The 26,145-nt window shown below is 64.6% G+C and carries 29 protein-coding genes; 7 read left to right on the top strand and 22 right to left on the bottom strand.

Features of this window, described 5'->3' with window-relative positions:
- Positions 1 to 15: 15 nt before the first annotated feature.
- From fadE29 to ACXDF8_RS08815, 3 genes are read right to left on the bottom strand one after another with little or no spacing between them, the layout of a single operon-like run.
- Entirely contained in the window at positions 16 to 1,179 is a 1,164-nt protein-coding gene (gene fadE29 / locus ACXDF8_RS08805; protein WP_457222867.1) for an acyl-CoA dehydrogenase FadE29, read from the bottom strand.
- A complete protein-coding gene (locus ACXDF8_RS08810) occupies positions 1,164 to 2,183 on the bottom strand; it encodes an acyl-CoA dehydrogenase family protein (RefSeq protein ID WP_457222868.1) in 1,020 nt (339 codons plus the stop codon). Before ACXDF8_RS08810 ends, fadE29 begins: the two co-directional genes overlap by 16 nt.
- A gap of 38 nt (positions 2,184 to 2,221) precedes the next feature.
- Positions 2,222 to 3,481 (bottom strand): cytochrome P450, encoded by a 1,260-nt coding sequence (locus ACXDF8_RS08815; protein WP_457222869.1) that lies wholly within the window; start codon positions 3,479 to 3,481, stop codon positions 2,222 to 2,224.
- Positions 3,482 to 3,602: 121 nt separating this feature from the next.
- On the opposite strand from ACXDF8_RS08815, the gene ACXDF8_RS08820 reads away from it, so the two are divergent.
- From ACXDF8_RS08820 to ACXDF8_RS08830, 3 genes are read left to right on the top strand one after another with little or no spacing between them, the layout of a single operon-like run.
- Positions 3,603 to 4,766, top strand: a complete 1,164-nt coding sequence (locus ACXDF8_RS08820) for a steroid 3-ketoacyl-CoA thiolase (RefSeq protein ID WP_457222870.1) — start codon at positions 3,603 to 3,605, stop codon at positions 4,764 to 4,766.
- Positions 4,767 to 4,773: 7 nt separating this feature from the next.
- Positions 4,774 to 5,148 carry a DUF8021 domain-containing protein gene (locus ACXDF8_RS08825; protein WP_457222871.1) on the top strand — a complete coding sequence of 125 codons (375 nt, stop codon included), beginning with the start codon at positions 4,774 to 4,776 and terminating at the stop codon, positions 5,146 to 5,148.
- A 15-nt stretch (positions 5,149 to 5,163) separates the two neighbouring features.
- A complete protein-coding gene (locus ACXDF8_RS08830; protein ID WP_457222872.1) occupies positions 5,164 to 5,619 on the top strand; it encodes a nitroreductase family deazaflavin-dependent oxidoreductase in 456 nt (151 codons plus the stop codon).
- A gap of 317 nt (positions 5,620 to 5,936) precedes the next feature.
- Here the strand turns inward: ACXDF8_RS08830 and ACXDF8_RS08835 are convergent, their stop codons facing one another.
- Positions 5,937 to 6,944 carry a spirocyclase AveC family protein gene (locus ACXDF8_RS08835; protein WP_457222873.1) on the bottom strand — a complete coding sequence of 336 codons (1,008 nt, stop codon included), beginning with the start codon at positions 6,942 to 6,944 and terminating at the stop codon, positions 5,937 to 5,939.
- A 104-nt stretch (positions 6,945 to 7,048) separates the two neighbouring features.
- Here ACXDF8_RS08835 and ACXDF8_RS08840 point away from each other — a divergent pair, with 104 nt between their 5' ends.
- A complete protein-coding gene (locus ACXDF8_RS08840) occupies positions 7,049 to 7,639 on the top strand; it encodes a TetR/AcrR family transcriptional regulator (RefSeq protein WP_457222874.1) in 591 nt (196 codons plus the stop codon).
- Positions 7,640 to 7,663: 24 nt separating this feature from the next.
- On the opposite strand, the gene ACXDF8_RS08845 is transcribed toward ACXDF8_RS08840, so the two are convergent.
- Positions 7,664 to 8,137: an Lrp/AsnC family transcriptional regulator gene (locus tag ACXDF8_RS08845; RefSeq protein WP_457222875.1), complete on the bottom strand. Its 474-nt coding sequence runs from the start codon at positions 8,135 to 8,137 to the stop codon at positions 7,664 to 7,666.
- A gap of 167 nt (positions 8,138 to 8,304) precedes the next feature.
- Between ACXDF8_RS08845 and ACXDF8_RS08850 the strand changes: the two genes are divergently transcribed.
- From ACXDF8_RS08850 to ACXDF8_RS08860, 3 genes are read left to right on the top strand one after another with little or no spacing between them, the layout of a single operon-like run.
- Positions 8,305 to 10,596, top strand: coding sequence for a thiamine pyrophosphate-binding protein (locus ACXDF8_RS08850; protein ID WP_457223052.1), 2,292 nt, complete (start codon positions 8,305 to 8,307; stop codon positions 10,594 to 10,596).
- 34 nt (positions 10,597 to 10,630) lie between these two features.
- The gene (locus ACXDF8_RS08855) at positions 10,631 to 11,710 is read left to right on the top strand and encodes a 2-oxo acid dehydrogenase subunit E2 (protein ID WP_457222876.1); all 1,080 of its coding nucleotides are present in this window, start codon (positions 10,631 to 10,633) and stop codon (positions 11,708 to 11,710) included.
- An 18-nt stretch (positions 11,711 to 11,728) separates the two neighbouring features.
- On the top strand, positions 11,729 to 12,388 hold the full coding sequence (locus ACXDF8_RS08860) for an NAD(P)-dependent oxidoreductase (protein WP_457222877.1): 660 nt from the start codon (positions 11,729 to 11,731) through the stop codon (positions 12,386 to 12,388).
- Positions 12,389 to 12,485: 97 nt separating this feature from the next.
- Here ACXDF8_RS08860 and ACXDF8_RS08865 read toward each other — a convergent pair whose 3' ends face one another.
- The 17 genes from ACXDF8_RS08865 to ACXDF8_RS08945 all read right to left on the bottom strand — a co-directional run bounded on the left by ACXDF8_RS08865 (position 12,486) and on the right by ACXDF8_RS08945 (position 25,823).
- Positions 12,486 to 13,220, bottom strand: coding sequence for an SDR family NAD(P)-dependent oxidoreductase (locus ACXDF8_RS08865; RefSeq protein WP_457222878.1), 735 nt, complete (start codon positions 13,218 to 13,220; stop codon positions 12,486 to 12,488).
- Between the two features lie 18 nt (positions 13,221 to 13,238).
- Positions 13,239 to 13,643, bottom strand: coding sequence for a nuclear transport factor 2 family protein (locus tag ACXDF8_RS08870; RefSeq protein WP_457222879.1), 405 nt, complete (start codon positions 13,641 to 13,643; stop codon positions 13,239 to 13,241).
- Between the two features lie 42 nt (positions 13,644 to 13,685).
- Positions 13,686 to 14,261: a hypothetical protein gene (locus tag ACXDF8_RS08875; RefSeq protein WP_457222880.1), complete on the bottom strand. Its 576-nt coding sequence runs from the start codon at positions 14,259 to 14,261 to the stop codon at positions 13,686 to 13,688.
- A gap of 32 nt (positions 14,262 to 14,293) precedes the next feature.
- On the bottom strand, positions 14,294 to 14,674 hold the full coding sequence (locus ACXDF8_RS08880; protein ID WP_457222881.1) for a hypothetical protein: 381 nt from the start codon (positions 14,672 to 14,674) through the stop codon (positions 14,294 to 14,296).
- Positions 14,671 to 15,120, bottom strand: a complete 450-nt coding sequence (locus ACXDF8_RS08885; RefSeq protein WP_457222882.1) for a hypothetical protein — start codon at positions 15,118 to 15,120, stop codon at positions 14,671 to 14,673. Before ACXDF8_RS08885 ends, ACXDF8_RS08880 begins: the two co-directional genes overlap by 4 nt.
- Positions 15,121 to 15,163: 43 nt before the next feature.
- Positions 15,164 to 15,754, bottom strand: a complete 591-nt coding sequence (locus tag ACXDF8_RS08890) for a hypothetical protein (protein WP_457222883.1) — start codon at positions 15,752 to 15,754, stop codon at positions 15,164 to 15,166.
- Between the two features lie 39 nt (positions 15,755 to 15,793).
- On the bottom strand, positions 15,794 to 16,423 hold the full coding sequence (locus ACXDF8_RS08895) for a hypothetical protein (RefSeq protein WP_457222884.1): 630 nt from the start codon (positions 16,421 to 16,423) through the stop codon (positions 15,794 to 15,796).
- 48 nt (positions 16,424 to 16,471) lie between these two features.
- A complete protein-coding gene (locus ACXDF8_RS08900) occupies positions 16,472 to 17,428 on the bottom strand; it encodes an MlaD family protein (RefSeq protein WP_457222885.1) in 957 nt (318 codons plus the stop codon).
- Positions 17,425 to 18,426: an MlaD family protein gene (locus ACXDF8_RS08905; protein WP_457222886.1), complete on the bottom strand. Its 1,002-nt coding sequence runs from the start codon at positions 18,424 to 18,426 to the stop codon at positions 17,425 to 17,427. Before ACXDF8_RS08905 ends, ACXDF8_RS08900 begins: the two co-directional genes overlap by 4 nt.
- A complete protein-coding gene (locus ACXDF8_RS08910; protein WP_457222887.1) occupies positions 18,423 to 19,568 on the bottom strand; it encodes an MlaD family protein in 1,146 nt (381 codons plus the stop codon). The genes ACXDF8_RS08905 and ACXDF8_RS08910 overlap by 4 nt, the downstream gene beginning before the upstream one ends.
- The gene (locus ACXDF8_RS08915) at positions 19,538 to 20,500 is read right to left on the bottom strand and encodes an MlaD family protein (protein ID WP_457222888.1); all 963 of its coding nucleotides are present in this window, start codon (positions 20,498 to 20,500) and stop codon (positions 19,538 to 19,540) included. The genes ACXDF8_RS08910 and ACXDF8_RS08915 overlap by 31 nt, the downstream gene beginning before the upstream one ends.
- Entirely contained in the window at positions 20,497 to 21,507 is a 1,011-nt protein-coding gene (locus ACXDF8_RS08920; protein ID WP_457222889.1) for an MlaD family protein, read from the bottom strand. The genes ACXDF8_RS08915 and ACXDF8_RS08920 overlap by 4 nt, the downstream gene beginning before the upstream one ends.
- Complete coding sequence (locus tag ACXDF8_RS08925) at positions 21,504 to 22,574, bottom strand: MlaD family protein (RefSeq protein ID WP_457222890.1); 1,071 nt, start codon at positions 22,572 to 22,574, stop codon at positions 21,504 to 21,506. The genes ACXDF8_RS08920 and ACXDF8_RS08925 overlap by 4 nt, the downstream gene beginning before the upstream one ends.
- 20 nt (positions 22,575 to 22,594) lie before the next feature.
- Positions 22,595 to 23,401: an MlaE family ABC transporter permease gene (locus ACXDF8_RS08930; RefSeq protein ID WP_457222891.1), complete on the bottom strand. Its 807-nt coding sequence runs from the start codon at positions 23,399 to 23,401 to the stop codon at positions 22,595 to 22,597.
- Between the two features lie 65 nt (positions 23,402 to 23,466).
- The gene (locus ACXDF8_RS08935) at positions 23,467 to 24,339 is read right to left on the bottom strand and encodes an MlaE family ABC transporter permease (protein ID WP_457223053.1); all 873 of its coding nucleotides are present in this window, start codon (positions 24,337 to 24,339) and stop codon (positions 23,467 to 23,469) included.
- 28 nt (positions 24,340 to 24,367) lie between these two features.
- Positions 24,368 to 24,562, bottom strand: coding sequence for a ferredoxin (locus ACXDF8_RS08940; protein ID WP_457222892.1), 195 nt, complete (start codon positions 24,560 to 24,562; stop codon positions 24,368 to 24,370).
- Positions 24,563 to 24,575: 13 nt separating this feature from the next.
- Positions 24,576 to 25,823: a cytochrome P450 gene (locus tag ACXDF8_RS08945; protein WP_457222893.1), complete on the bottom strand. Its 1,248-nt coding sequence runs from the start codon at positions 25,821 to 25,823 to the stop codon at positions 24,576 to 24,578.
- Positions 25,824 to 26,145: the final 322 nt, after the last annotated feature.

A 26,145-nucleotide genomic window follows, 5' to 3' on the forward strand; every position in this document is an offset into this window, starting at 1 on the left:
TCGCGCAAGCGCTCATCACCGCGGAACCCTCGGCACCTTGAGGCCCGACGCGGCGACCTGTTCTCGCATCACCTCGTTGACGCCACCACCGAAGGTGATCACCAGGTTGCGCTTGGTCTGCGAGTCCAGCCAGTCCAGCAGCTCGGCGGTCTGCGGCTCGGCCGGGTTGCCATACTTGCCGACGATCTCTTCGGCGAGCCTTCCGATCCGCTGGATGCGCTCGGTCGAAAAGACCTTGGTGGCAGCCGCATCGGCGATGTCGATGGTCTCACCGGACGCCGCGACCTGCCAGTTCAGCAGCTCGTTGACCCGCCAGATCGCCTTGATCTCACCGAGCAGGCGACGGACGTCGTCGTGGTCCAGCGGGGTCACCCCGTCCGCGCCGGGCTTGGAGGCCCACTCGTGCACCCGGTCGTAGATCCCGGCGACCTTGCCGGCCGGTCCGAGCATGACACGTTCGTGGTTGAGCTGGGTGGTGATCAGCCGCCAGCCGGCGTTCTCCTCGCCCACCAGCATGTCGACCGGGACCCGGACGTCGTTGTAGTAGGTCGCGTTGGTGTGGTGCGCGCCGTCGGACAGGATGATCGGCGTCCACGAATAGCCCGGATCGGTGGTGTCGACGATGAGGATCGAGATCCCTTTGTGTTTCACCGCATCCGGATCGGTCCGGCAGGCCAGCCAGACGTAGTCGGCGTCGTGTCCGCCGGTGGTCCAGATCTTCTGCCCGTTGACGATGTACTCGTCACCTTGGCGGACCGCCGAAGTGCGCAGCGACGCCAGGTCGGTACCGGCCTCCGGCTCGGAGTATCCGATGGCGAAGTGCACCTCGCCCGCCAGGATCGCGGGTAGGAACTTCTTCTTCTGCGCCTCGGTGCCGTACACCTGCAGGGTCGGGCCGACGGTCTGCAACGTCACCGCGGGCAGCGGCACGTCGGCGCGCGCGGCCTCGTTGACGAAGATCGATTGTTCGACCGGCCCGAAGCCGTGGCCGCCGAACTCCTTGGGCCAGCCGACGCCGAGTTTGCCGTCCGAACCCATCCGCTTGATGATCGCCCGATAGGCCTTGCCGTGCCGGTCGACCTCCATCTCGGCCCGTTCCTCGGGCGAGATGAGGTTCGAGAAGTATTGCCGCAGTTCGGCTTGCAGCTGCCGCTGCTCCGGCGTCAGTTCGATGAACATTGCGCTCCCACCAGATCGAGGCGATAGGACGGCCCGCCAAGAAGCCGAGACAGGTCCTTGATCGACGAGTAGTAACGGTGCATCGGGTAGGTGATGTCCATACCCATGCCGCCGTGCAGGTGATGGCAGGTCTGCATCACCGGTGGCGCCTGCGAGGTCAGCCAGTAGCCGAGAACGTCGAGGTCCTGATCGGCGTCGCGGCCGTCGGCCAGCCGCCAGATCACCGACGTGGCAGCCAAACTCAGTGTGCGCGAAGCGATATAGACCTCGGCGAGCTGAGCGGCCACGGTCTGGAACGTCGAAAGCGGCCGGCCGAACTGCTTACGATTGGCCACATAGTTCGCGGTAAGTTTCAGCGCCCCGGCAACCAGTCCGGCGGCGAATGCGCCCGCCGCCGCCAGCGCCAACTGGTTGACCCGGTGCGCCGTCGCGCCGGCCAGGACAGCATCGGGGTCGACCGCGACATCGGCGAAGGTAACAGCGTATTCGTCGGTGCCGGCCGACGTCGGGGTCTTGGTCAGTGTCACCCCATCCGCGGTCGGCGAGACGACGGCGACACCGCTGTCGGCGGTGACCAGCAACCAGGCCGCCTGCTCGGCGTAGGGCACGGCGACCTTCGTGCCGTTGAGCTTTCCGGCGGACAGCGTGGTCGCCGGCCGGTCTGGCAGCGAGGCGCCGGGCTCGTTGAGCGCGGCGGACAGGATCGCCCCCTTGGCCACCCCGGCGAGGAAGCGGTCCTGCTGTTCGTCGGAGGCTAGGTCGAGCAGGGGAAGCAGACCGTAGCCCAACGTGGCCAGAGCCGGGGAGACCGTGCCGTGCCTGCCGATCTCGGTCAGCGCGGTGGTGATCTCTGCCAGCCCGACCCCGTCGCCGCCCAGCCGTTCGGGTACGCCGAGAGCGGCGACACCGCCTGAAACCAGCGCCTCCCAGGTGTTGTCGCGGTCCAGGACTGAGGTCACCACATCGGCGACAGCCTGCTGCTCCGGGTCCGCAGTGAAGTCCACCCGAATCCTCCTTGTGTTGGTGGCGAAGTGGCCCGGAACTAGTTCGCCGAAGCGGCGGCCGGCGTCTTTCCGGTGTAGTCGACCTGCCAGTGCTTGATTCCGTTGAGCCACCCCGAACGTAGCCGCTGCGGGGTGCCGATCGGGGTGAGATCGGGCATGTGGTCAGCAATGGCGTTGAACATCAGGTTGATCGTCATCTTGGCCAGGTTCGCGCCGACGCAGTAGTGCACCCCGGTGCCGCCGAACCCGACATGCGGGTTGGGGTTACGCAGGATATTGAACGTGTGCGGATTGTCGAAGACCTCGTCGTCGAAGTTGGCCGACCGATAGAACATTGCCACCCGCTGACCCTTCTTGATCCTCACGCCACCGAGTTCGACATCCTCGAGCGCGGTGCGCTGGAACGCCGTGACCGGGGTGGCCCACCGCACGATCTCATCGGCTGCGGTCTCCGGCCGTTCCTTCTTGTAGAGCTCCCACTGGTCGGGGTGGTTGGCGAAGGCGATCATGCCGTGGGTGATGGAGTTTCGGGTGGTCTCGTTGCCGGCGACCGCCAACATCATCACGAAGAATCCGAACTCGTCCTCGGAGAGCTTCTCGCCGTCGATGTCGGCGTTGACCAGCGCGGTGACGATGTCTTCACCGGGGTTCGCGGTCTTGACCGCCGCCATATGCATGGAATAGGCCAGCACTTCCATCGACGACTGCTTGGGGTCGACGTGGGCGAACTCGGGGTCCTCCCCACCGGTCATCTCGTTGGACCAGCGGAACAGCTTCTCGCGGTCCTCCTGGGGCACACCCAGCAAACCCGCGATCGCCTGCAGCGGAAGCTCGCACGACACCTGCTCGACGAAGTCACCGGACCCGTCGGCCGCGGCGGCCTTGGCGATGGCCTGCGCGCGGTCGTTGAGCTCGTCCTTGAGCCGGTCAATCGCGCGCGGGGTGAACCCCTTGGAGATGATGCGGCGCAACCGATCGTGGTGCTCACCGTCCATGTTGAGCATCACGAAGCGCTGCAGGTCGATGTCCTCCCGGGCCATGTCGTCCGGGAACTGCGGGATGGCGCCGTTCTCCCAACTGGAGAAGACGTCGTTGCGGCGGGAGACCTCTTTGACGTCTTTGTGTTTGGTCACCACCCAGTAACCACCGTCGTTGAATCCGCCCTTGCCGATAGGCTGTTCGCACCACCAGATCGGCGCGACCGCACGCAGCTCAGCGAGCTCGTCGACCGGCAACTTCTGCACGTTGCGGTCGGGATCCAGAAAGTCGAAACCGTGCGGCAGGTTGGGGGTTGGCATGATCGCGCGCTCCTCAATTATGACGTGTTCTAGTGCCAGTAAAACATGCCTTCACCGCAGACAAAAGGCGCAAAAGCATCCTCGCTTGTCAGAGTAATGAAACGTGTTCTAGCCTGACCTCATGGGTAATCCTGTCATCGTCGAAGCCACCCGCAGCCCGATCGGGAAGCGGGGCGGCTGGCTGTCCGGTCTGCATGCGACCGAATTGTTGGGGGCCGTCCAGAAGGCCGTGGTCGACAAGGCCGGCATCGACGCCGCGGAGGTCGAGCAAGTCATCGGCGGCTGCGTCACCCAGTACGGCGAGCAGTCCAACAACATCACCCGCGTCGCCTGGCTCACGGCCGGACTGCCCGAGCAGATCGGTGCGACCACCGTCGACTGCCAGTGCGGCAGCGCCCAGCAGGCCAACCACCTGATCGCCGGTCTGATCGCCACCGGCGCCATCGACGTCGGCATCGCGTGCGGCATCGAGGCGATGAGCCGCGTCGGCCTCGGAGCCAACGCCGGCCCGGACCGCTCGCTGATCCGCGCCGCGTCGTGGGACATCGACATGCCCGACCAGTTCACCGCCGCCGAGCGCATCGCCCAGCGTCGTGGCATCACCCGCCAGGACCTCGACCACCTCGGCTTCCTGTCCCAGCAACGGGCCAAGCGCGCCTGGGACGAGCACCGCTTCGACCGGGAGATCTCACCCATCGAGGCACCGGTTCTCGACGAGAACAAGCGGCCCACCGACGAGCGCCACATGGTCAGCCGCGACCAAGGACTGCGCGACACCACCATGGAAGCGCTGGCCGGCCTCAAGCCGGTGATGGAGGGCGCCATGCACACCGCGGGTACGTCGTCGCAGATCTCCGACGGCGCCGCCGCGGTGCTGTGGATGGACGAAGACAAAGCCAAGGCACTCGGTTTGACTCCGCGCGCTCGCATCGTCAGTCAGGCCCTCGTCGGCGCCGAAACCTACTACCACCTCGACGGCCCGGTGCAGTCCACTGCCCGTGTGCTGGAGAAGGCCGGCATGAAGCTCGGCGACATCGACCTGGTCGAGATCAACGAGGCCTTCGCGTCGGTGGTGCTGTCCTGGGCCCAGGTGCACGGTGCGGACATGGACAAGGTCAACGTCAACGGCGGAGCCATCGCCCTGGGCCACCCGGTTGGCAGCACCGGCAGCCGGCTGATCACCACCGCGCTGCACGAACTCGAGCGCACCGATCAGAGCACCGCCCTGATCACCATGTGTGCTGGCGGCGCGTTGTCGACCGGAACGATCATCGAGCGGATCTAGCGCCCCCGTGACGATCAGCGACGCCGATCGGATCGCGGCCGCGCAGGCCTACATCAGCGCACTGGCCAGCCACCGGGCCGACGACGTTCCGTTCGCTCCGGGCTGCACCCGTATCGAGGTCGGGCTGAAGACCGGCTTCTCCGGAGATCACCTGCGGCGCAGCCTCAATCGCGGTCCGCAGTACAAGATCATCGCGGGCACCACCGATCCGGAGTTCTCCGTCGACGGCGACCACATCCGGGCTCGTTTCGACGTGGTCACCAAACCGTCGCTGGCGGGTCGCCGCGTCTGCGCCCACGTCGACGAGACGTTCCTGATCCCGGTGGCAGATGGCAAGATCCATCACATCCGGGCCGATATCCGGCCGTTCATCAAGCGCTAGCCCGAGGAGCTCTTCGTGCCCAAACCGCGCCCCAAGGGGCTCGACTCTGCGATGACGAAGGTCATCATCAAGTGGATGTCTCGCGCGCAGACCGCTCTGTACAAGGTGAGCAACGGCAAGATCGGCGGCAGTTTCCTTGAAGGCGCGCCGGTGGCGCTGCTGACGACGATCGGCCGCAAGAGCGGTGAGCCGCGGGTGGCACCCCTGTTGTTCCTGCGCGAGGGCAATCGGATCGTGCTCGTGGCGTCCCAGGGCGGCAGCGACAAGCACCCGCTGTGGTACCTCAACCTCAAGGCGAACCCGAAGGTGAAGGTCCAGATCAAGGACGAGGTGCTGTCCCTGACCGCCAGGGACGCCACCGAGCAGGAGCGCGCCGAGTACTGGCCGAAGCTGGTCGCGATGTACTCGAGCTTCGACGATTACCAGGCGTGGACCGATCGGGTCATCCCGATCGTGATCTGCGATCCGTAAATCGTGGCACCTTGACGGGGTATCCGAGGCATCGCACCCCGTACGCAATTCCGGCCTTCGCAGAGCTGCGCTCAAGCGCTTCGCTCGCATGCATATCTGGGTGTATCGCCGCACCGGCGGCCGCGTCGTCGCCTAGCTACTGTGGCTTCCCGCCGCGCTGACGCGAATCCACCCGATCTACAAGCGATATCAGGATGCCGCCGATCGGCGCATCTCCCTGGTGGTGTGCGAACCTTAGGCCCCGGCAGAGCCACGCTTGCGAGATCCCGGGCGGGCCCGATCGTGAAGGTTGTCAACCAGCGATGGCCGACTCGGGCTCAGAAGCCGGGTAGCAAGTAACTGGGCAGGTCGGCGTGGGAGGTGCCGATGATGCCAAGCCAGTTGAACGGCAGGTGATATAGGAACACCAGCGTCAGCATGCAGAACCCGAGTACTGCGAAGTTTCGGACATGCGGTTGCAGCGAAGGACGCCATCGGCCGACACCGACTTCGATTGGCGATTCGCCGACGGGCCGTTCACCAGCTTCCATTCGCGCCCAGGTGAACATGCACCCCACGCACGCCACCAGGAAGGACTCGTAAAGGGGGAACTGGTGCACTTCGCCTGCCCACAATGTCAGGGGCTCATAGGTTTTGGCGTATGCGTAGGCGTGTGTCGTCCGGATGATGATGTTCTCCAGGACGAAGTCGAACAAGAACTCGAAGACGAAGATGACGACAAACAGGCGGAACTTACTGATGTTGGGCCACCGTCGTCGGACTCGCCCGGCTTCGTGGCACGCCACGATGGCCACGCCGGCAGCGAAATAGACATACATCGGGGGGCCCCAGATCAGCGACTCGGCATAGCGGGTCGGCGCCTCCGGATTGTGGAACGGCAGGAACCGCACCCATACGCCGCGGTTGACGTTCGCGCTGTTCCACGCGAACAGATACTCGTGCACGTTGAGGAACCCGTCGGCGACGAAACAGATGAGGCCACCGATGACGAACTTCCCGTCGAGACCGAGTTTTCCGGTCGTCCGCAGCGGCTTGACCACGCAGTACCAAACAAAGGCGACCAGTACCGCCAGGCTGATCGCTTCGAAGATCCTCAGCGCGATGAGCCGCCAGTCCTCCATGACGTCGGGACCGATCCTCGGCGCCGGGGTGAAGGACTCCCCCGACGTGACCCATCGTGCGACGACGATCACCGCCACGGTGAACCAGAGGACCCCGACCAGTGCGAGAAAGGTTGCCGGCCCCTGTCGCCCCAACGGCGGCAGTGCGTTCCCGTCACCCGACCCCTCGGCGGCCGGGTGCCGCGACTGTCGCATCTGTGTCATAACGCCTCCGGGTGACAAATTGGATTGTTTGTAATCAAGCGGCTCAATTTGATGCCATCAGGTTCCGTATGTCAACAACCGGTCATTCCCGGTAGGCTGCGGCCGTGGTCCACCAGCCTCCCCGCGCGGCGATCCGGCACCGCATCCTGGCGGAAGCGCGGCTGCTGTTCGGCGAGCATGGCGTCCGTGCCGTGACGATGGGGGACGTCGCACGCAAAGCCGATTGCTCCCGCCAACTGGTCTACAAGGTGTTCTTCGACCGACGCGAATTGGTGCTCGCGGCCGCGGTCGAGCGGATCACCGAGATCGCCGACGAGGCGACCCGCGAGGCGCCTTCCACACCGTTCAGTACCGCATTCGTGGATGTGTCGGTGCAGATCATCGAGGCCTTGCGCAACGACACGGAGCTCAACTCCGTTCTCGGGGAGGGCAGCCCGGTGACACTGCACGAAGTGCTGTGGGAACCTGACCTGGTGGTCCGGGCGGCGCAGTTCTGGCGGCCGTGGCTCGACTACGGGCGCACGCAGGCGGTGTTGCGCACCGACCTGTCCAACAGTGATCTCGCCGACTGGCTGCACACGGTATACGCGTCAATTATCTTGCGCCGCAACATTCCTGCCGACGATGAACGCAGCATGATCGAACGTTTCGTGCTGACCTCGCTGACGATGGCCACAGCGGACAAGCCAAGGTGACGCCATAGTGGTCCGAGAATCCGGTTAACCCATCGCGAGCAATGCACCGAGTCGATAGTCGACTAGACGGCGCATCACCAGCCCGGTGGTGGTCTTCTCGACCCCGTCGATGTCGAGGATCCGGCCGGCCAGCCGGTACAGATCATCGGCGTCGCGAGCCACGATGTGGACCAGCAGATCGGTGACACCACTGAGCCCGTGCACCTCGAGGACTTCGGGCACGTCGGCAAGGGCGTCACCGATCTCCTTCAGTTTGCGCTGGGTGACGGTCACCATGACGAACGCAGTCAGCGGATAGCCGAGTGCCGCTGGATCGATCCGCCGTTCGAATGACTGCAGCGCACCGCCGGACTCCAGTCTGGCGAGCCGCGCATGCACGGTGTTGCGGGCCAAACCCGTCGCCTCTGCCAACGCGACTGCGGTTGCTCGCGGAGCACCGATGAGCGCCCGCAGGATACGCGCGTCCGTGTCATCGATGGCTCGCTCCGAGTTGGCCATGTTGCGCACCTCCGCTCACCGGCACCATCCATCCTTTGAGCATTCTGCTCAAAGTCGATAGAGACACTTGCATGACAATAACTACGGTGCTCCACTTTGCGCATAATTTGCGCAAGTAAGGGTGGAACACAGTGGATGTCGCGGCCGTTGTCGACGCCGATCACGCGATGAGTGATCTCAACGCACTTGAAACCATCGCCGAGCGTGTGCTCTGGCTGTCCACGTCGATCGTGCATCACGCCAATCGAGTGCGTCCCAACCCCTCGGGTCTGAAGGTGGGCGGTCATCAAGCATCGAGCGCGTCGATGGTGGCCATCATGACCTCGTTGTGGTTCGGCCAACTACAGTCCGGCGACCGGGTGTCGGTCAAGCCCCATGCGTCGCCGGTGTTGCACGGCATCAACTACTTGCTCGGCGAGCTGGACGAGAAATACCTGACAACTCTGCGCGAGTTCGGTGGCCTGCAGTCGTATCCAAGCCGCTCGAAGGACCCGGATCCGGTGGACTACTCGACCGGATCAGTCGGTATCGGCGCCACGGCTCCGATCTGGGGCGCAATGGCCCGCCGATACATCAACGCACAGTTGGGGTCCGGCGGCAGCGGCCGACAGTACTCGTTGGTCGGCGATGCCGAGCTCGACGAGGGCGCGGTGTGGGAGGCGATTCTCGATCCCGCCATCGCCGAACTGGGGGAAGTGGTCTGGATCGTCGATCTCAATCGCCAATCCCTCGACCGGGTGGTGCCCAACATCGCGGCCCGTCGGCTGGAAGCGATGTTCGACGCCGCTGGCTGGCAGGTCATCACGGTGGATTTCGGCCGCCGGCTCCAGTCGCTTTTCGCGCTCCCCGGCGGGGAGGCGCTGCGCAACCGCGTCGTCGCAATGGAAAACCCCGAATACCAACGGTTGCTGCGCTGCGATGCCAACCAGATCCGCCAACGTCTTCCCGGCGAGGGCCCGGACGGCGCCGCGATCGCCAGCCTGATCGCCACCCTCGACGACACGGAGCTGACCGCGGCGATCCGCAACTTGGGTGGTCATGACCTGGCGGCCTTGGCCGAGGCCTACCAGCAGATCGATGACACCCGTCCCACGGTGATCCTCGCGTACACCATCAAGGGGTACGGGCTGCCGACCGAGGGGCACCCACAGAATCATTCGGCCTTGCTCAGCCACGACGAATATGCCGGACTGGCAACTAAACTCGGCATGGATACCGAGGACCCGTGGGGTCGGTTCAGCCCGGACAGCCCGATGGGAAGGCTGTGCGCCGAGACCGCGGCGAGGTTGCGCCGCGCGCCCACGTCCACACCGCCGACAATTTCGGTACCCACGGACATCGGACGCACCCCCAAGGGCATGTCGACCACTCAGGCCGCACTCGGACGGCTGCTATTGGACTTGACCCGCGAAGCTCCAGAAATCGCCAAGCGAGTGGTCACGGTCAGTCCGGATGTCAGTTCGACCACCAATCTGGCCGGATGGGTGAACAAGGTCGGTGTGTGGTCGGCCAGCGAGCGGCACAACTGGTTCGCCGACGACGCGCAGACACTGATGCACTGGAACGAGCGTCCGAGCGGGCAACACCTCGAACTCGGTATCGCTGAGACCAATCTGGTGGGCCTGATCGGTGAACTGGGCGCAACCTGGAGCCGCTGGGGGGAGCCACTGTTCCCCATCGGGGTGCTCTACGACCCGTTCGTCGAACGCGCGCTCGAGCCGTGGTCCTTCGGTATCTATGCCGGTGGCCAATCTATCCTCATCGGCACTCCATCCGGGGTGAGCCTAGCGGCCGAAGGCGGCGCACATCAGTCCATCAAGACCCCGTCGATCGGGCTCGAACAGCCCGGCTGCATCAGTTACGAACCGGCCTTCGCCATCGACGTCGAGTGGACCATGCTGGCCAGCATCGCCCGACTCGGGCGCCCCGACGGGACATCAGCGTATCTGCGACTGTCGACTCGACCGGTCGACCAGGCGGTCGCGGCCGTCCCCGAAGATCCTGCGGCTCGGGAGCGCCGCCGCCGGCAGGTCGTGGCGGGCGGCTACCCGCTACGCCGGACCGACTCGGCCGTGGTCACCATCGCCGCCATGGGCACGATGGTCACCGAGGCGCTGGCCGCCGCCGACCGGTTGGCGCACGCTGGCGTCCCGGCCGACGTCATCTGCGTGACCAGCCCGGGATTGCTGTTCCGGGCGTGGCAGGCCCGTCAGGGCCACGGGTCCGCCGACACCTGGATCCTCGATCAACTCTTTCCCGCCGACCGTGCGCACCCGATGGTCACCGTCCTCGACGGGCATCCACACACGCTCGCGTTCCTGGCGAATGTGCAACGGGTCCCGCTGACCGCGCTGGGAGTGTCCACGTTCGGTCAGGCCGGCGGTCTCCAAGACGTCTACCGCTATCACGGCATCGACACCGACAGCATCGTGCGAGCGGCGCTCGACATCACCAGCTGACCCGAAGACCCCCCGAACGGACGAAGACACACCGATGACCATCGCAGATCCGGCTCCCTCGACAGTCTCCCTGCCCCAACTCGGTGCCGGTGTCGACCAGGCCACGGTGACCCGCTGGCTGAAATCCGTTGGCGATTCCGTCGCAGCGGACGAACCGTTGGTCGAAGTCGCCACCGACAAGGTCGACACCGAGATCGCCTGCCCGTACCCCGGCACGATCACCGAGATCCTGGCGCTCGAAGACGACGTGGTCCCCGTAGGGGGCGCGCTGGCGGTGGTCACCCGTGCCGAGCCGGCCACCGAACCTCGCCACGAGCCGACTGCGGTTGTGTCACCTGGTATTCCGGCTGACCACGAACCCGCACCGGTGCCGCCGCCCGCTTCACCGGCAACCGATAGCGTTACCGAGAAGCTGCCGCCGATCCGGCGCACCATCGCCCGCCGAATGCTGGAATCGCTGCACACCTCGGCGCAACTGACCACCGTGCTCGAAGTCGATCTGTCTGCCATCAGCCGGTTGCGCGCCGAGTACAAAGATGACTTCCTGAGCCGCACCGGTGCCAAGCTGTCGTACTTGCCGTTCTTCGCCCGCGCGGTGCTGGATGCGCTCCCCGAGCACAGAATGCTGAACGCGTCGTTGAACGACGACGTCACCGAGGTGACCTACCACGGCATCTGCCACCTGGGCATCGCGGTGGAGGGGCCAAAGGGACTGATGGTGCCGGTGATCCGCAATGCCAGTCAACTCGGCATCGCCCAATTGGCCCAAGCTATAGCAGGATTGGCGGACAAGGTCCGCGCCGGCACGATCACCGTCGACGAACTCAACGGCGGCACCTTCACGATCACCAACACCGGCAGCCGCGGGGCACTGTTCGACACCCCGATCATCAACCAACCGCAGAGCGCCATCCTCGGTACCGGCGCGGTGGTGGACCGAGTGGTGCCGGTGCAGGATGCCGGCAGCCCGTTGCGGATCGAGGTGCGTCCGATGGCGTATCTCTCGATCTCCTACGACCACCGTATCGTCGACGGAGCCGACGCCGCACAATTTCTGAGCACCATCAAAAGACGACTCGAAACCGGCTACAGCGCCGGCGATCTCGTCGACTAGCACCTCAGTGGGGACACCGTGGCACAGATCGTGATCTTCGGCGCGACCGGATACGCCGGAAGCCGAATCCTGCACGAAGCCGTCCGGCGCGGGCATCGGGTCACCGCGGTCTCCCGGCGCAAGGACACCGGGTCGGCAGACGACGCTCCCGTTCCGGCTGTCGCCGCCTCCCTGTACGACCGCGACGCGGTCATCGAGTTGACCCGAGGCGCCGACATCCTGGTATGTGCCATCAACAGCGGACCCGACGCCGCGGGCAACACGCTTCCCGATGCCGTCCCGACTTTGGTTGACGCGGCGCACGATAACGGTGTTCGCATTGGCGTGGTCGGCGGAGCGGGGAGCCTGCTGTTGGCCGACGGAGGCGACCAGGTGATCTCACGACTCGAAGCGGTGGCGCCTCCCGAGAAGCTGCGCGATAGCCGACTGCACATCGATTTTCTCGAAAGGCTGCGCGAAACACCCGAGAACATCGACTGGTTCTACCTCAGTCCCCCCATCGGATTCGGGTCTCATGTGCCGGGAACGGCCCGAGGCCACTACCGCATCGGCGGCGCCGTCCTGCTCACCGACGAGCAGGGCATCTCGGCGATCAGCGGGGAGGACTATGCCGTCGCGTTTGTCGACGAGATCGAGTCGCCCCGGCACCGACGGCAACGGTTCACGGTCGCGTACTGAATGCCCGTCCGGTGTCCGCCACCGAGATCGACGTCATGGCGGCCTGCGCTGGCGCTTCTCCGCCCGAACGTGGGTTTGGGCGGAGAAGCACCTTTCGTCATGCGCAGGCGTAGCCGCCGTCGACCGTGTACTCCGCACCGGTGCAGAAGCTAGCCTGATCGGACGCCAAGAATGCGATGACGGCCGCCACTTCCTCCGGATTGCCCAGCCGTGGCTGAGGTAGCGCAGCGGTCATCGCATCGAGGGCCTCCCGGGGGAACCCGGTGAAGATCGGCGTCTCGATCAGGCCCGGATGTACGGAGTTGACCCGGATCGAATAGGGCGCCAAATCCAGTGCGGCGCTGCGGGTGAGACCGCGAACGGCCCACTTCGATGCCGAGTAGGCGATGGCGTCCTTCACGCCTACCAGCCCAGCCGATGAGGAGACGTTGACGATCGATCCACCGCCGGCGGCCTTCATCGATTCCACGACGGCCTTCATGCCGAGGAACACGCCGACCGTGTTGATATCGAAAGTTCTTTGGAACTCCGCTTCGCCGATCGCCTCCAACCCGCCGGGGGTGAAGATTCCGGCGTTGTTGACCAGCACCGCCAACGGCCCGGATTGGGCATCGATCAAGCCGATCGCCGCGTCCCAGGAGTCGGCGCTCGCAACGTCGAGGTGCACCGCTTCGGCACCGGAGCCGAGCGCGGCCGCCGCGGACTTGGCCCCCTCCTCGTCGACGTCACCGAGGTACACCTTCGCCCCTGCCACCGCGAGCGCGCGGGCAGTGGCTTTCCCAATCCCGCTTGCCGCCCCGGTCACCAGGGCGACCTTCGTGTTCGCTGCCATCGAAACAATCCCTTCTGTTTAGAGGTGGCCCTCGAAGGCCGAGAGGATCGGGCGTGGATCCATGAATTCCAGATGCTCGAGAACCTTGCCGTCGCGGAACCTCAGCCGGATGAAGTAGCGGTTCGCATACGGCGCGCCCCAGACCGTCTTGGCTTCCGAACGTGCAGTGACGAACACGAGATCCGGATCGTCGGCGGCGGCATGGATCTCGGTGTCGCTGAACGCGAACGTCTCCCAAGCCTGCCACAGTGCGCCTACCCGAGCACGATTCGGCTCGCGACCCACCGTCGGGGTGTCGGCCTCGCCAGGCATCAGTGGCGCATGCATGCTGAACTCGTCGTCCACCAGGTGATCCCATTCACCGACGGCGCCGCCGGCCAGCACGTCCAGCCATCGCTGTGCGGTTTCGGTACTGCTGCTCATCTCGTCACTTTGCCTTTCCATTGTCATCGATTACCGAGTTCCTCACCGGTAGCAGGGCCCTCCATCGGGCGGACTGCAGGACGCGGGTCCGAGTTCCACCCAGCTCAGATCCATCCACGGAGCTGACAACCAGGTCCTGGTGGGCTCGATGATGAACCGGAGTGGTCCGCGCTCGCAGTATGTTCTGCTATCCGGGGTCACCGCACAGGTGGTTCCCTCGTGGCTGAGTTTCGTCCGCGGTGCGAGCGCCTGCACAGCCTGAGTCGACGGGAACCGCGCAGCCACGGTCCAGTCGTAATGGACTGCACGGTCGCCGTCGATCCAGCCGATGTTGTTGGTGCCTTCCGGCGCACCGGGAATCGTTCCGGCACACCCAAAACTGCCCAACCCCCAGATGCCGCAGTTCTGTCCGGTCGGTGCGACGAACCAGACACCGCCTGGCTGCACGAATCGCCCAGCTTCGGCGTTGTCGTAGTAGCGGATGTCGGGGAACGGATTCGACGCTGACTCCGCTGCGCCAGGGGTGTCGACGGGTTCCGCCCACGCCGATGGCACACCGTGCAGCGTCATCGCCACTGCGATCAACGTCGCGCCGACGCTCCTCCAGCAGAACTTCATCGCGCCTTCCCTTGCTGAGATTTGCTGCGGGCCTATGTGATACGTGGTGTGATGCCGTAACAGCTGGCATTGCCCAGGTCCAGGGTGTTCTGGCAGAGCACCTTGCCCTGATAGATGATTCGCACGGTGACCCACCGACCCGGCGCTGCGGTTGAACGCCAGTCTGCGCGCACCTGGCTGCCGGTCGGCGGGGCGGCCCGCACGGCCGGCACCACCGCCTCGACCCGCCACGGAAGTGACGCCTGCAATGCCCACAGTCGACCCGTGGCATCTTGGTACTCGATGTCGGCAATCTGGACATCGTCAGAGGCAACCTCGTAGGTGACCAGGTCCACGGCACCGGCGATCGGGGGGTACGCGAGCAGACCCGCGACCGGCAGCAAGGCGGAACCGATCCGCGCGAACGTGTTCACGAGCCCACCAGAATCGCGACCACCAACACGTAACCTGTCTGCTCCTCGACCAGGAGGCTGGTCCCGATGGCGGTGTAGGCGCAGTCCGGGATGGCCCTGTATCCCTCCAGCAGAGCACCTTTGATCGCGTCGGCGGCGGTGTGCCCGGCTCCCTGCAGTGCGATCGCCTTGTCGGTCTGGATGCCAAGATCCTTCAGGATTGCCCTCGGATGCGTGTCGTCTGCCGGAATGTCGAAGCTGCTGTGACTCAGATAGGCCTGGGTCGAACGGTTTACAACGTCCGCCGCGTGGGCAACGGTGTCGTTGTGGCGCAACGGACCACAGGATGAGGCGCTGCGCGCTACCGCGACTGCCTGATCGAATTCGGTTGCGGCGCCGGCCACCGCCGCAGGCGCCGCGAGGGCTCCGGCAAGGACGGCGATGCTGACTTTGACCGCCGACAGCACTCCGCGTCGACGTCGACGTACCACGGCGGGTTTCCCCCGATCCTCAGCGACAGACATGAGACCGATTGATCTTGCTGCCCCAGTGCTGCATCCGTAAGTAGGAGGGCCCGGTGAACCACGTCGGTTGCCGTGCTTTGAGCCCGTTGGCGACGTTGGACATTTGCTGCCACAGACCATAGAAGCTGTCGCCCTGATAAAGCGGGAAGTACAAGTCGCCGGCATGGTTGAGACTTTGCGTGAGTGTTTGGGCGCGCGGGGTGAGGAACTGCAGCGACTGGTCGAGGTTCCCGACGACGATGGCGGTTTGCTCGGGCACGCCGGGTCCGTCGAAGTTGCCGTTGTTGCGCACCACCGCGTCGTTCAGCCCGGCGATCTGGCGCTTGATGATCTCGTATTGCGCCGTATACCACTGACACATCTCGCGCTCGGCGTTGATCTCCACCACAGTGACCTGATCGCGCGTCTCGTCGAATGGGAAGGGCCACATCGGCTGCCACGCATCGGGCACCGGAGTCACCACCGCCAACGGCTGGGGCCGCTCGAACTGAGCAATTGCATCATCATCCTGCGCGGGATCGGCAGCGGCAGCGCCGCCGGTGCTCAGGGCGGCACATGTCGCGACGAGGACGGCCACGGCAGCGCGAACACCGCACCGTCGGTCCGGGGTCACGCGCTACCTGCCCAACGCGGCGTCCACACCGCCGACGTCGGTGATCTGCCAGCCGTTCCTGCTGTCGATCGTGACGTTGTAGGTGGCCGTCGACTGCAGCCCTTCGGGCGCTTGCATCGTTTTGGTGAGAACGCTGACGAACGCATCGACGGTGTAGATGCCGCCGGCGCTCGAACGCACCTTGGCAGCCAGCGGTCGCGCCGTCGACTTCCACTGCAGCGGAGCCAACACCTGCTCCATGGAGTCGGCGGCCTTGGCCAGCTTGTCCTTCAACTCCGGTGAGGTCCCGTTGACCAGCTTGGTCTTCCACCCGGCGAAATCCTGATAGTTCATGTCAGCGGCGTTGACGGCGTAGTCGATGGCCACTGTCTCGGCACGGTCCCGGTTGGCCGCTTCCCGCGCGTTCGCGTCGAGCTGGCCCTCGGCATCGACGTACAGCCAGCCCAGCACAGCCGTAGCGGTGATGAGCAGGACCATCGCCGCACCGATGATCAACCCGCGCAGCGAGATCGCGATCTGCCGAGGCTTCTTGACAGGAGTGGACTCGGTCTCTGCGGCTTCCTGCGAGTCGGCTGCATCGTCCGTCGCGGACGGATCTTTCTCGGTGGCGACATCGGTGTCGACTACGGACATGGCATTTCCTCTTTCGGGTTCTGAGTCGGGTTGCGGGACGGCGCCGATCTAGCGACCGGGAATGGTGACATGAAGTGTGATCGCCCCCTCTTCGGGTGTGCCCGCCAACGCATTGGACAGAATCTGCGCGGTGTCGAAGTTCATGAGCGCGCCGCCAATTCCGCTGAACTGGGGCAAAAGCGCTTGTGATATGACCTTGATGTCGCTGCCCCGGTCGTCCAGGAACTTCTGAATCCGATCCAGGTATTTCTGGAACAGCTGCATGTTCTGCGGGTTGTTCCAGGCGACCGTCTTCATCATCCCTTTCCATACCCGGGCAAGGTCGAGGCCGGCTGTCCGCACGGGTCCGCCCGCGTCGGCGAGCTTGGGTCCGACCCACCCCGCGTTCTGGAGAAGTGTCTGAAAGTTCGCCAGCACCTCCGCGCCCCTACCGTTCAGGCCGCTCAACATGTTTCGGGTGAGCACGCTGGCGCGGGACAGGTTCGGCAGGACCTCGCCTGGTTCCGGCAGTGCGGCGTCCGCCTCGTTCAGGATCCGCTTGAGCTGCTGGGGATCCATCTGGTCGAGGACCCGGACAACCGTGGTGGCGAACTGCGAAATCGACGGTGGGGCAATGACCGACTGTGTCGCGATGTGCTGGCCGTCGGTGAAGAACGGCGCCTGCGTGCTCCGTGGCCTGAAGCCGATGAAGGCTTCGCCCAGTGCCGACAAGTTCTCTAGGCGTACCTCACTGTCGACCGGGATCTTCTGACTGCCTTCGAGATAGAAGTCGACGGTGGCGGCGTCTATCGATGCCGACACCGCGGTGACCTTGCCGATGACGGCGCCGCGCAACAACACACTGGACCCGACGACCAGGCCTTTGACATCTGGGACGTCCATCGACAGGTTGATCCGATGATCGGGCGGGCTCACGCGCAGACCGAAGGATCCGATATATGCCGATGCGACGGCGATGATGGCCGCAAAGGCACCGAACGACAGGACGTTCTTGACGGTCCTCACGGCATCGCCCCCAAGATCCGCAGGACATCCTGGACGTTGTTGATCATCTCGGCACCGTCGGGCCCCTTGATGGAGGTGATGTTGATCGCCGGGTTCTTGTCGGCCGGGAGGAAGTACTTGGTGAACAGTCGTCGCCAGCCCTCGGCTTCGTCCTCGACACCCCACTTCGTGTGCTGGACCGCACCGACCGCGTCAGCAAGTGAATTGAGCATCGGCACCAGCCAGTAGCCGCCGCTGTAGATACTTCCGATCGACGGAAGCACGGTTCCGATGTAGCCCGCCACCTGGGTGGCTCGGTCGAAGCCCAACATGCCGGCCGGGGAGAACCAGTAGCTGTAGATCGGCAGGTGATTGTGCGTCACCTGCCCGGTTCCCGAAGCGCCCTGCAACCAGAGGTCGACTGTGTCCATGTTGTTGGACAGATCCGACAGATCGACGGCCACTCGGCTGACCAGCTGACGCAATTGTTGACGATCCGCGGGAGTGACCCTGTTGACACCGATGATGCTGTTCTGCATCCGTTGAATCGATCCGCTGCCGACGAAGTTCGCCAGGTTGGCGATGGTGTCTTCCAGTTGCGGAGGCGAGGTCGTGTGGTCGAGCGGAACCCGTCCGCCAGGAACCAATCCCGGCGCCGGCCCCTCATCCGCGGGCGGTCGCTCCAGGGCGAGGTAGATATCGCCCAGAACCGTCGATTGCTGCAGGGTTGCGCGAGTGTTCGACGGGACAACTACCGTGGGGTCGATCTGAGCGGTGACGTCGACATGGTCTCCCCTGAGTCCGACCGAGGTCACCGTGCCGATCGTGGTCCCGCCCTGGACCACCTTGGCTCGCTCGGGCAGATTGAGGATGTTCTCGAACTCGATGACGATCGGATAGCCGCCGCGGCCAATGCCGCCCGGTTGTGGCAACGAGTTCACCGTGATCGACGCGCACGACGTGATCGTCAGGGCGGTGCAGATGCCCACGATTACGGTTGCCACGCGAGCGCCCCTCATGAGCGGCTCGCTTGCTGGAGCACGTACTGCAGCAGCGCCACGTCCACCGCGTACGGTTGGCCGTGCACGTCTGCGCAGCTGCCTGGCATCGACGCGTTCATCACACCGCACAGCGCCAACCCGTCAGGTGCTCGGACCCGGAACATCGGCGGGCGGTAGGCGATGTTGAAGATGTTGAACTGACGGTTGTTGTACTCATTGGCCAGCGAATTGATCCACCAGGGAACGCCGTCGAACAGCCCCGCCAGCGCGTTGGCGTGCGGAGTGACCTTCCGGACTGCGGCACTGACCGAGTCCAGGGTTATCTGCGTCTCGTCCCCCAGCCTGGTCTCCAGCACCGCAACCGACTCCAGAAGTGGCCCGAGGGTATCGACGTCGTCGCCGGCGAGACGTGCAGTGCCGTCGAAGGCGACGGCGAGGTCACTCGTCGTAGAGGGCAGGTCCGTCAAGATCTCCTTCATCGGACCCCTGGCATCGACCAGGGCCGTAGTCAGGTCGGCGACGTTGCGAGTGATCGAGCCGAGATCGCTGATGGCCTGGTCCGGGCTTGCGGCCAGCTGGGAGGTCACCGTGAGGAGATTCCCGACCCGCTCGCCGTTGTTGTGCACCAACCGATCCACGCCCTTGACGGTGTCTGCGATGTTCGTCGAGCCGCTTTCGTTGATCGCGTTGAGCAGGGTGTCGGCCGAACCGATCACCTCCGAGAGCGTCTTCGGTGAGAACGAGCGGTCCAAGGCGATGCAGTTCGCCGCATTCAGGCGTGGTCCGTCGTGGTAGTTGCCCACCAGCTCCAAGGACCGGTCCGCCAGGATCGACGGCGAGCGCACGACCGCCTTGACATCTGCGGGAAGGGCGCGCTGCTCTGTGATCGAGAACCCGACGCGCACCTGCGCCGCCCCGGGCGATATGGACGTGATCTTCCCTATCGGATAACCCATTTGGGTGACCGGGTTGCCGACGTACAGGCCGACCGTGTCGGACAGGAACGCGCAGAAGTCCGCCCGTTGGCTGTGCTGGCTGGAACACGCCGAACCGGCACCGCCGACGACAATCGCTGTGATCGCGGTGATCGCCCCAGTGCTGATCACACGTCGGGACAAAGTCGTGGTCATCAGCAGGGACTCCCCGGAAGCGGGATGCACAGGTCGGTGGCCAGCAGTTCGGGCCGTGCGTTTTGTGCGTTCAGGACGCGCTCGATCTTGTCCCGCACCCGGCGCAGCCGGGGAACGATCCGGCTGTTGTTGTCGGCCCAGCGCCGCACCCGGTCCTGCCACTCGCGGACCTTGAGAATGAAGTCTTCGCGGTGATTGACCCAGAATCGTCCGTACGGCACCAGGAACGCATCGGCGATGTCCCCCATGCCCTTGAGCGCCCCGGCAAAACCCTTGCCGTACAACACCAGCGTCTGCTCGAGGATCGCCAGCTTGTCGACCAGCTCGGTCAGCTTGCCCCGATAGTTGCTCAGGGCCTCGATGTACTCGTCGGACAGATCGAGGATCTGCGAGATCTGCCCCCGCTGCCTATCAATCGTTTCGGTCAGCGTGGTGCCGGCATCGACCACGGCGGTTAACGCATCCAGATTGGTGCCGGTCAATCCGGCCTGCAGTTCGTCGAGGGACTCGCGGATCGGCCTGGGGTTCACCCCGTCGGTGACCTTGGTGGAATCGGCTAGCGCACGCATCAAGTTGTAGGGCATCACCGTGCGCTCGCGGGGAATGACCTGCTGCCCCAACGGTTTGTCGCCGAGCGAGATCAGGTTCACGTAGTAGCCGCCGACGACGGTCAGCATGCGCACCTCGATCTGCGATTGATCTCCGACGAAGGCTTCCTTGTCGACAGTTGCGCGTACCTTGACCTGATCGGCCTCCAACGACAGGTCCTTCACCTTGCCCACCGTGACCCCCGCGATTCGCACGTCCTCGCCGGCTTTGATCGAGGCCACGTCGTCGGTGTAGAAAGCAATCGTCGTGCGCCCTGGGGGATTGACGTAGACGGCGGCGGCCGTTACGGCGAGCACCGTCAACAGGACCAGGGCGCTGACCCCCCAGAACATCGGATTGTGGAATCTGCTCATGGGTTGCACAGGATCACCCGCTGTCCGTTGAGTAGGACGTCCATGGTCTCGGGCAGCTGAGCGCGCCCCCGAGAGCAGGGCAGCGGGGTGTCCGGGCTTTCCGCGGGCTCGATATTGTCCCAGATCACCGGAACCCGCTTGAAGGCATCGCTGTAGTCGTCGAACACCGTAATGGCCCGATCCAGCCCTTTGTCCATGTCCGCCGCACCGGCGCGGAATCCGGCGTTCTCGAGGAGGCGAACTGCAGCGGAGGTGAACGCCGGACCGTAGAGCTCCGATTTGCGGAACTCATCAAGCACCGAAAGTGCCGAATCCACCGGCCTGTTCAGCCAGTCGAGGACCTGAACGAGGTCACGGGAATGACCACCGAAGGAGGTGGCGACGTCGTTCAGGTTCTGCATCAACGTGGACACCACCTGCTGGCGATCGGACACAAACTCGGTGAGTTTCCGAATGCTGTCGAGCATCGGTCCGAGCCCGCCTCCATCGCCCTGGAGGAATGATGCGACATTGTCGGTGAAGACGTCGATGTCCTTCGGACTGAGTGTGGCAAGGACCGGCTGTAATCCATTGAACAGTCTGGTGATATCGAACGACGGCCGCGTCATGCTCAGCGGGATGTGACTCACCAGCGAGTCTCCCGGGTCGGTATCCTCGGCGGCCTTGGAGACATCGACATACCGCAGTCCGGTGAGCGCCTGGTACTTGATGGCCAACCGGGTTTTGGGAACCACCGCGTAGCGCCTGTCCAACGTCAGGTCCACCTCGGCGACACTCTGACCGGCCGTCCGCACCAGCCGCACGGACGCCACTTTCCCGACCCGCAGACCCCGGATCCGGACGTCGGCGTCGACGTGCAGACCGGAGACGTCGGTGAACTCGGCGGTGTACGAGCGGGTCTCGCTGGCGACCGGCTGTCGCAGGACGTTCACGGTCACCACGAAAACCACGGATGTGAGCGCAGCGACCAGGGCGAAGCGCCACAGCGCGGACCAGGGTTTGATCATGGTCCCCCCATCGCGTTGACCGGAGCCTGCACGCCGGGAATCTGGTCGAGCACGATGTGCACCTGCAGTGCGCGCTGATCCGGGGAACCCGCGTAGAGCTTCTCGAGACGGGTGCGCAGTTCGGTCAACATATCGGTGACGCCTGCGGGTGTCACCAAACCCGGAATCGTGTCGGTGATGGTCTGAACCAGGTTGACCGCGGGACCGAGATCTCCACTATGTGAGGAGAGCAGTTTGCCGAGTGCGCCGAAGAACGACCCCGACATGACGTCAAGAGTGACCAGCGTGCGGTCTTTCCAGAACTGTTCGGTGACGGGTTGTCCGGGCTCAGCCACGAAGTCTTGGCCGGGCAGAGCGGCCTTTCCCGACACCCCGAACGTCACGTACTGCGAGTTGACGGCGTTGGCGGAGACGGTGGCGTTGTCGACGAACGACGGGAATGCCACGCTGATGCCCGCGGCGTTCCTCAGCAGTTGTTCGGTACTGACACTCTGCACGTGGGACAGCGTCGTCGCGGCGATCAGCGATGATTCGATCAACGGGTTGAGTCCGTCGGTGTAGCTGGTGGCCTTGTTGACGACATCGACCAACTGCGGTGTGATGACGCCGTTGGTGACCTGTCCCAGTTGCGACAGCATCGCCGGCAGTGTGAAGTTGCCGACCGGCAGCGTGCTGATGACGACACCGCTGCGCAGCGGTTGCCCACCCTCGCCGGGAATGATGTTTATGCCCGTGACGCCGAAGTAGTTGGCGGGGCGGAAGTCGACGCTGAAGGTGTCGGTGAGGTCCTTGTTGGGCGCCGACTCCAGATCGGCGTCGAGGTGCACGTTGCCGCCGGGTTTTACCGATACCTCGGTGACCTTGCCGACTGGCACACCGTGCATCAGTAGCGGAGTGCCCGCCGCGACCCCCTGTCCGACGTAGGGCAAGTCCATCACGATGGAAATCCGGCCACTCGGGGCCTTGGCGAACGGGTTGGCGAGGACCAGCAGCAGAATCCCCAGCAAGCCCAGCACGACGCCGACACCGATGATTGTCAGCCTGCGATTCTCGGCGTCTGCCGTCATTCGGAACAACACTGCGGCCCCTACCCCGTGAACACGAACTCTGGTCGCAAGCCCCACAGCACGATGGTCGTGGTCAAATCCAGGACCATGATCGTCACGAGGCTCGCTCGGATGGCTCGACCGGACGCTTCACCGACGCCGACAGGGCCTCCGGAAGCGAAAAAGCCGTAATAGCAGTGGATCAGCGTGACCGCGGTGCAGTAGATGCTGGCCTTGAGCAGCGCGGCACCGATGTCGGGAAAGGTGAGGAACTGGACAAAGTAGTGGTCATATGTGCCCGCCGGCTGGCCGTAGAACGTGGTGATGACCGTGACCGAGGTGTAGAAGCTGACAATGAGGGTCAGCAAGAATCCCGGTACCACGCATAGCAATCCACCGATGACGCGGGTACCGACCACGAAGGGAATGGCTCGTAAGCCCATCGCCTCGGTGGCGTCGATCTCGTCGGCGATCCGCATGGACCCGATCTCGGCGGTCATTCGGCAGCCCGCCTGGGAGGCGAACGCGACTCCGGCAACCAGGGGCGCCATCTCGCGCACGTTGCCCCACCCGCCGATGATGCCGGCAAGGGCGCCCAAACCAATGAGATCGAGCGTGGCGAACGCCTCGATCGCGACGATGGCGCCGACCGTGATACCGAGAATGGCCAGCACGCTGATGACACCGCCGTCGACGACGATCGATCCCCGGCCCCAGGCCAGGTTGTTCATGACCTGCAGCGTTTCGCGCCGATACCGGCGGACCGTGATGGGAAGCAGCCACACCGTCTGCGCGATGAACGTCGCCCACTGCCCGGCCACCCGGAACGGTTCAAGCAGCCGTCGCATCCGCACCACTAGGAAGCTGAAAGGTGCTGAAGGAACTGCTGATCCGCGCTGCACCGAGGCGGCCACTAGGCGACCGCCATCGGGAAGAACATGGCCTGCAACTGCGTGATCACCAAGTTGACCACCACGATCAAGATGACATTCAGCACCACCGATGCGTTGACAGCGTCGGCCACACCGCGTGGTCCCCCCTTGGCCTCCATCCCCCGCTGCGACGACAGGACAGCGACGATCGCGGCGAAAACCAGGCCCTTGCCCATGGTGAACCACAGGTCGACCATCTTGGCGAACGAACCGAACGACAGCCAAAAGCTCCCGGGGGTAACGTCATTGACGACAGTGGCGATGAGGAAGGCCGCACCCACCCCCATCGCGATCACGATGACCACCAGAATGGGGGTGATCAGGATTAGTGCCAGAAACCTCGGCACCACCAGCCGGCGGACAGGATCGATCCCGAGTGTCCGCAGCGCATCGAGTTCCTCCCGGATCGCTCTGGCCCCGAAATCCGATGCGATCGCCGCGGCCGCCGCACCGCCCATCAGAAGACCGGCGGTCACCGGGGCGCCCTGCCGAAGCACTGCCACCCCTGTCGCCGACCCGACGAGCGAATTGGCACCTACCTGGTTTACGAGGCCGGACAGCTGTACGGCGACCATCGCTCCGAACGGAATGGCCATCAGGATCGCGGGCAGTGCCGTCACCCGCAGCAGGGTCCAGGCCTGGACGATCGTCTCGCCGAACGGCAACCGCAGCGTCAGCGTGTCGGTGACGGCATACCTGAACACCGCCCCCGCCAGCAGCACACCCCGGCCCGTCGTGGCCGCACTGCGTACCGGAATGGCGATGATCCGCGAGGCGGCCCTTGCCGCAGACGACAGGGCCGCGGCCGCGGCGGAGCGGGAGCGCGCGCCGCGGGGACCGGACGCCACCGGCATCACCGCCACGTGCTCGACCGGCTTCAGTTCAGGCACTGACGCGAATGGCCTGGGTCGGGCAACGCTTGGCGGCGAGAACCACCGCGCTGTGCAGGCTTGCGTCAGCCAGGTCGGTGCTCAGGCGCGCCTGCTCGTCGTCATCCTCGAGCAAGAACACCTCAGGCGCCACACCGACGCAGACGCCGTGACCTTCGCAACGGGTGTAGTCGATTTCGATCTTCATTCGGCTGTCTTCCTCAAGACTCCGGCGTGAACGTGGCCGGGAGCGCCCCGATGGAAGCCGTTTCGGTTCCATGGAATTCGTACTTCGCAGCGCCCGGATCGACGAGCGTGATGTCCGGCAGGCGGCGTAGCAGCTCCTCGACGGCGACGCGCAATTCCATCCGGGCGGTCGGGGCCCCGGGACACGTGTGGATGCCGAAGCCGAAGGTGAGGTGCCGGTTCTTGCGACCGAACTTGCGGTCCACATCGAACTCCTGGGGATTGTCATACACCTTCGGATCCCGGTTCGCCGCAGCCCAGCACTGCTGGATGAAGCTGTCCTTGGGGATCTGCACACCGCCCAGTTCGACGTCACGAGTGGCTCGCTTGTAGAGACCGAAGAAGGGCGTGTGCAGCCGCAGGGTCTCCTCGACGGCGTTGGGGATCAGGTCGGGGTTCTCCTTGAGCCGTTCGACCAGTTCCGGCCGCCTGAGCACCTCATACAACAGGCTGCCGAGCACGGCGACGCTGGTGCCGTGCCCGGCAATGAGGAACGAGTTCATGATTTGGCCGATTTCCAGCGGCCCCAACGGTTGACCGTTCAGCTCAGAATTGGCCAGATCGGTGAGGAAGTCATCCTTCGGGTTCTCCTTGCGCGCCAGTACCTCACCGGCACCGAACATCGCGAAGTCCATGAACGCCTTAGCGCCCTCTTCGGGATCCTCGAAGGCCGCGACAAGCCGCAGCGTCATCTCCCGCACGGTGGCCCGCTTGTCCAGATCGAATCCCATGATGCGGCACAGCGCGTAGAGAGGAACCTCCTCGCAGAATTCGGCTACCAGATCACACGAACCCTTCGCCGCAAAGCCGTCGATCAGGCGGTTGATGTCTTCACGGATCCCTTCCTCAACGCGTCCAGCCGTATCGGCGTTGAACGCCTTGACAATCAGCTCCCGCCACATCGTGTGTTCCGGCGGGTCGAACTCGAGCGGGGGGAAGGGCGGACGATCGGCGACGGGGAGCACCGCCGACGGGGAGTAAGAGAAGGCTTCCCAGTCGCTGTGGATGTGCTTGACGATGTCGTAGTCGAGCGCCAGGTAGAAGCCTCCCAACTCATCGCTGTGCGGCACCGGGCATCCCGCTGCACGAGCGCGTTCGAAGAGATCCAGGGCCTCGTCGGGAGTAGAGGTATAGCTGCTGTAACCCGACAGTTCGTCTTTGAGGTCCTTATCGACCAATTCGGACATCGTTGTCTCCCTTTCGTTGTGGGTCGCGGTGAGCACACACGCACGTCGCGTCCGCAATGCCGGCTGAGCCACATCGGAGTCGCGCGGGCTCTTGTCGATGCCCGTCGCCAGGCGCTCCGCAGTGGGTTGAGTCACATACTAGGCATAGCGTTGACCGAGAATCAATGACTTAGAGTCGAGCGCTTTCGCCGCGGGGTCTCGACTCCCCGTCGCGCCACTTCCGAAATCTCCACATGGTGCGGGGATGCGCCCGAATCAACCCGGGGCGGCCCGCCATCGCCCACCGGATCGCGGACGCGCCATTTCCTTGACATGAAGTCAATGAACCGCTGTAATGGCGAGGACGCGCGTGAGGGCG

The sequence above is a fragment of the Mycolicibacterium sp. CBM1 genome, from assembly GCF_054073305.1.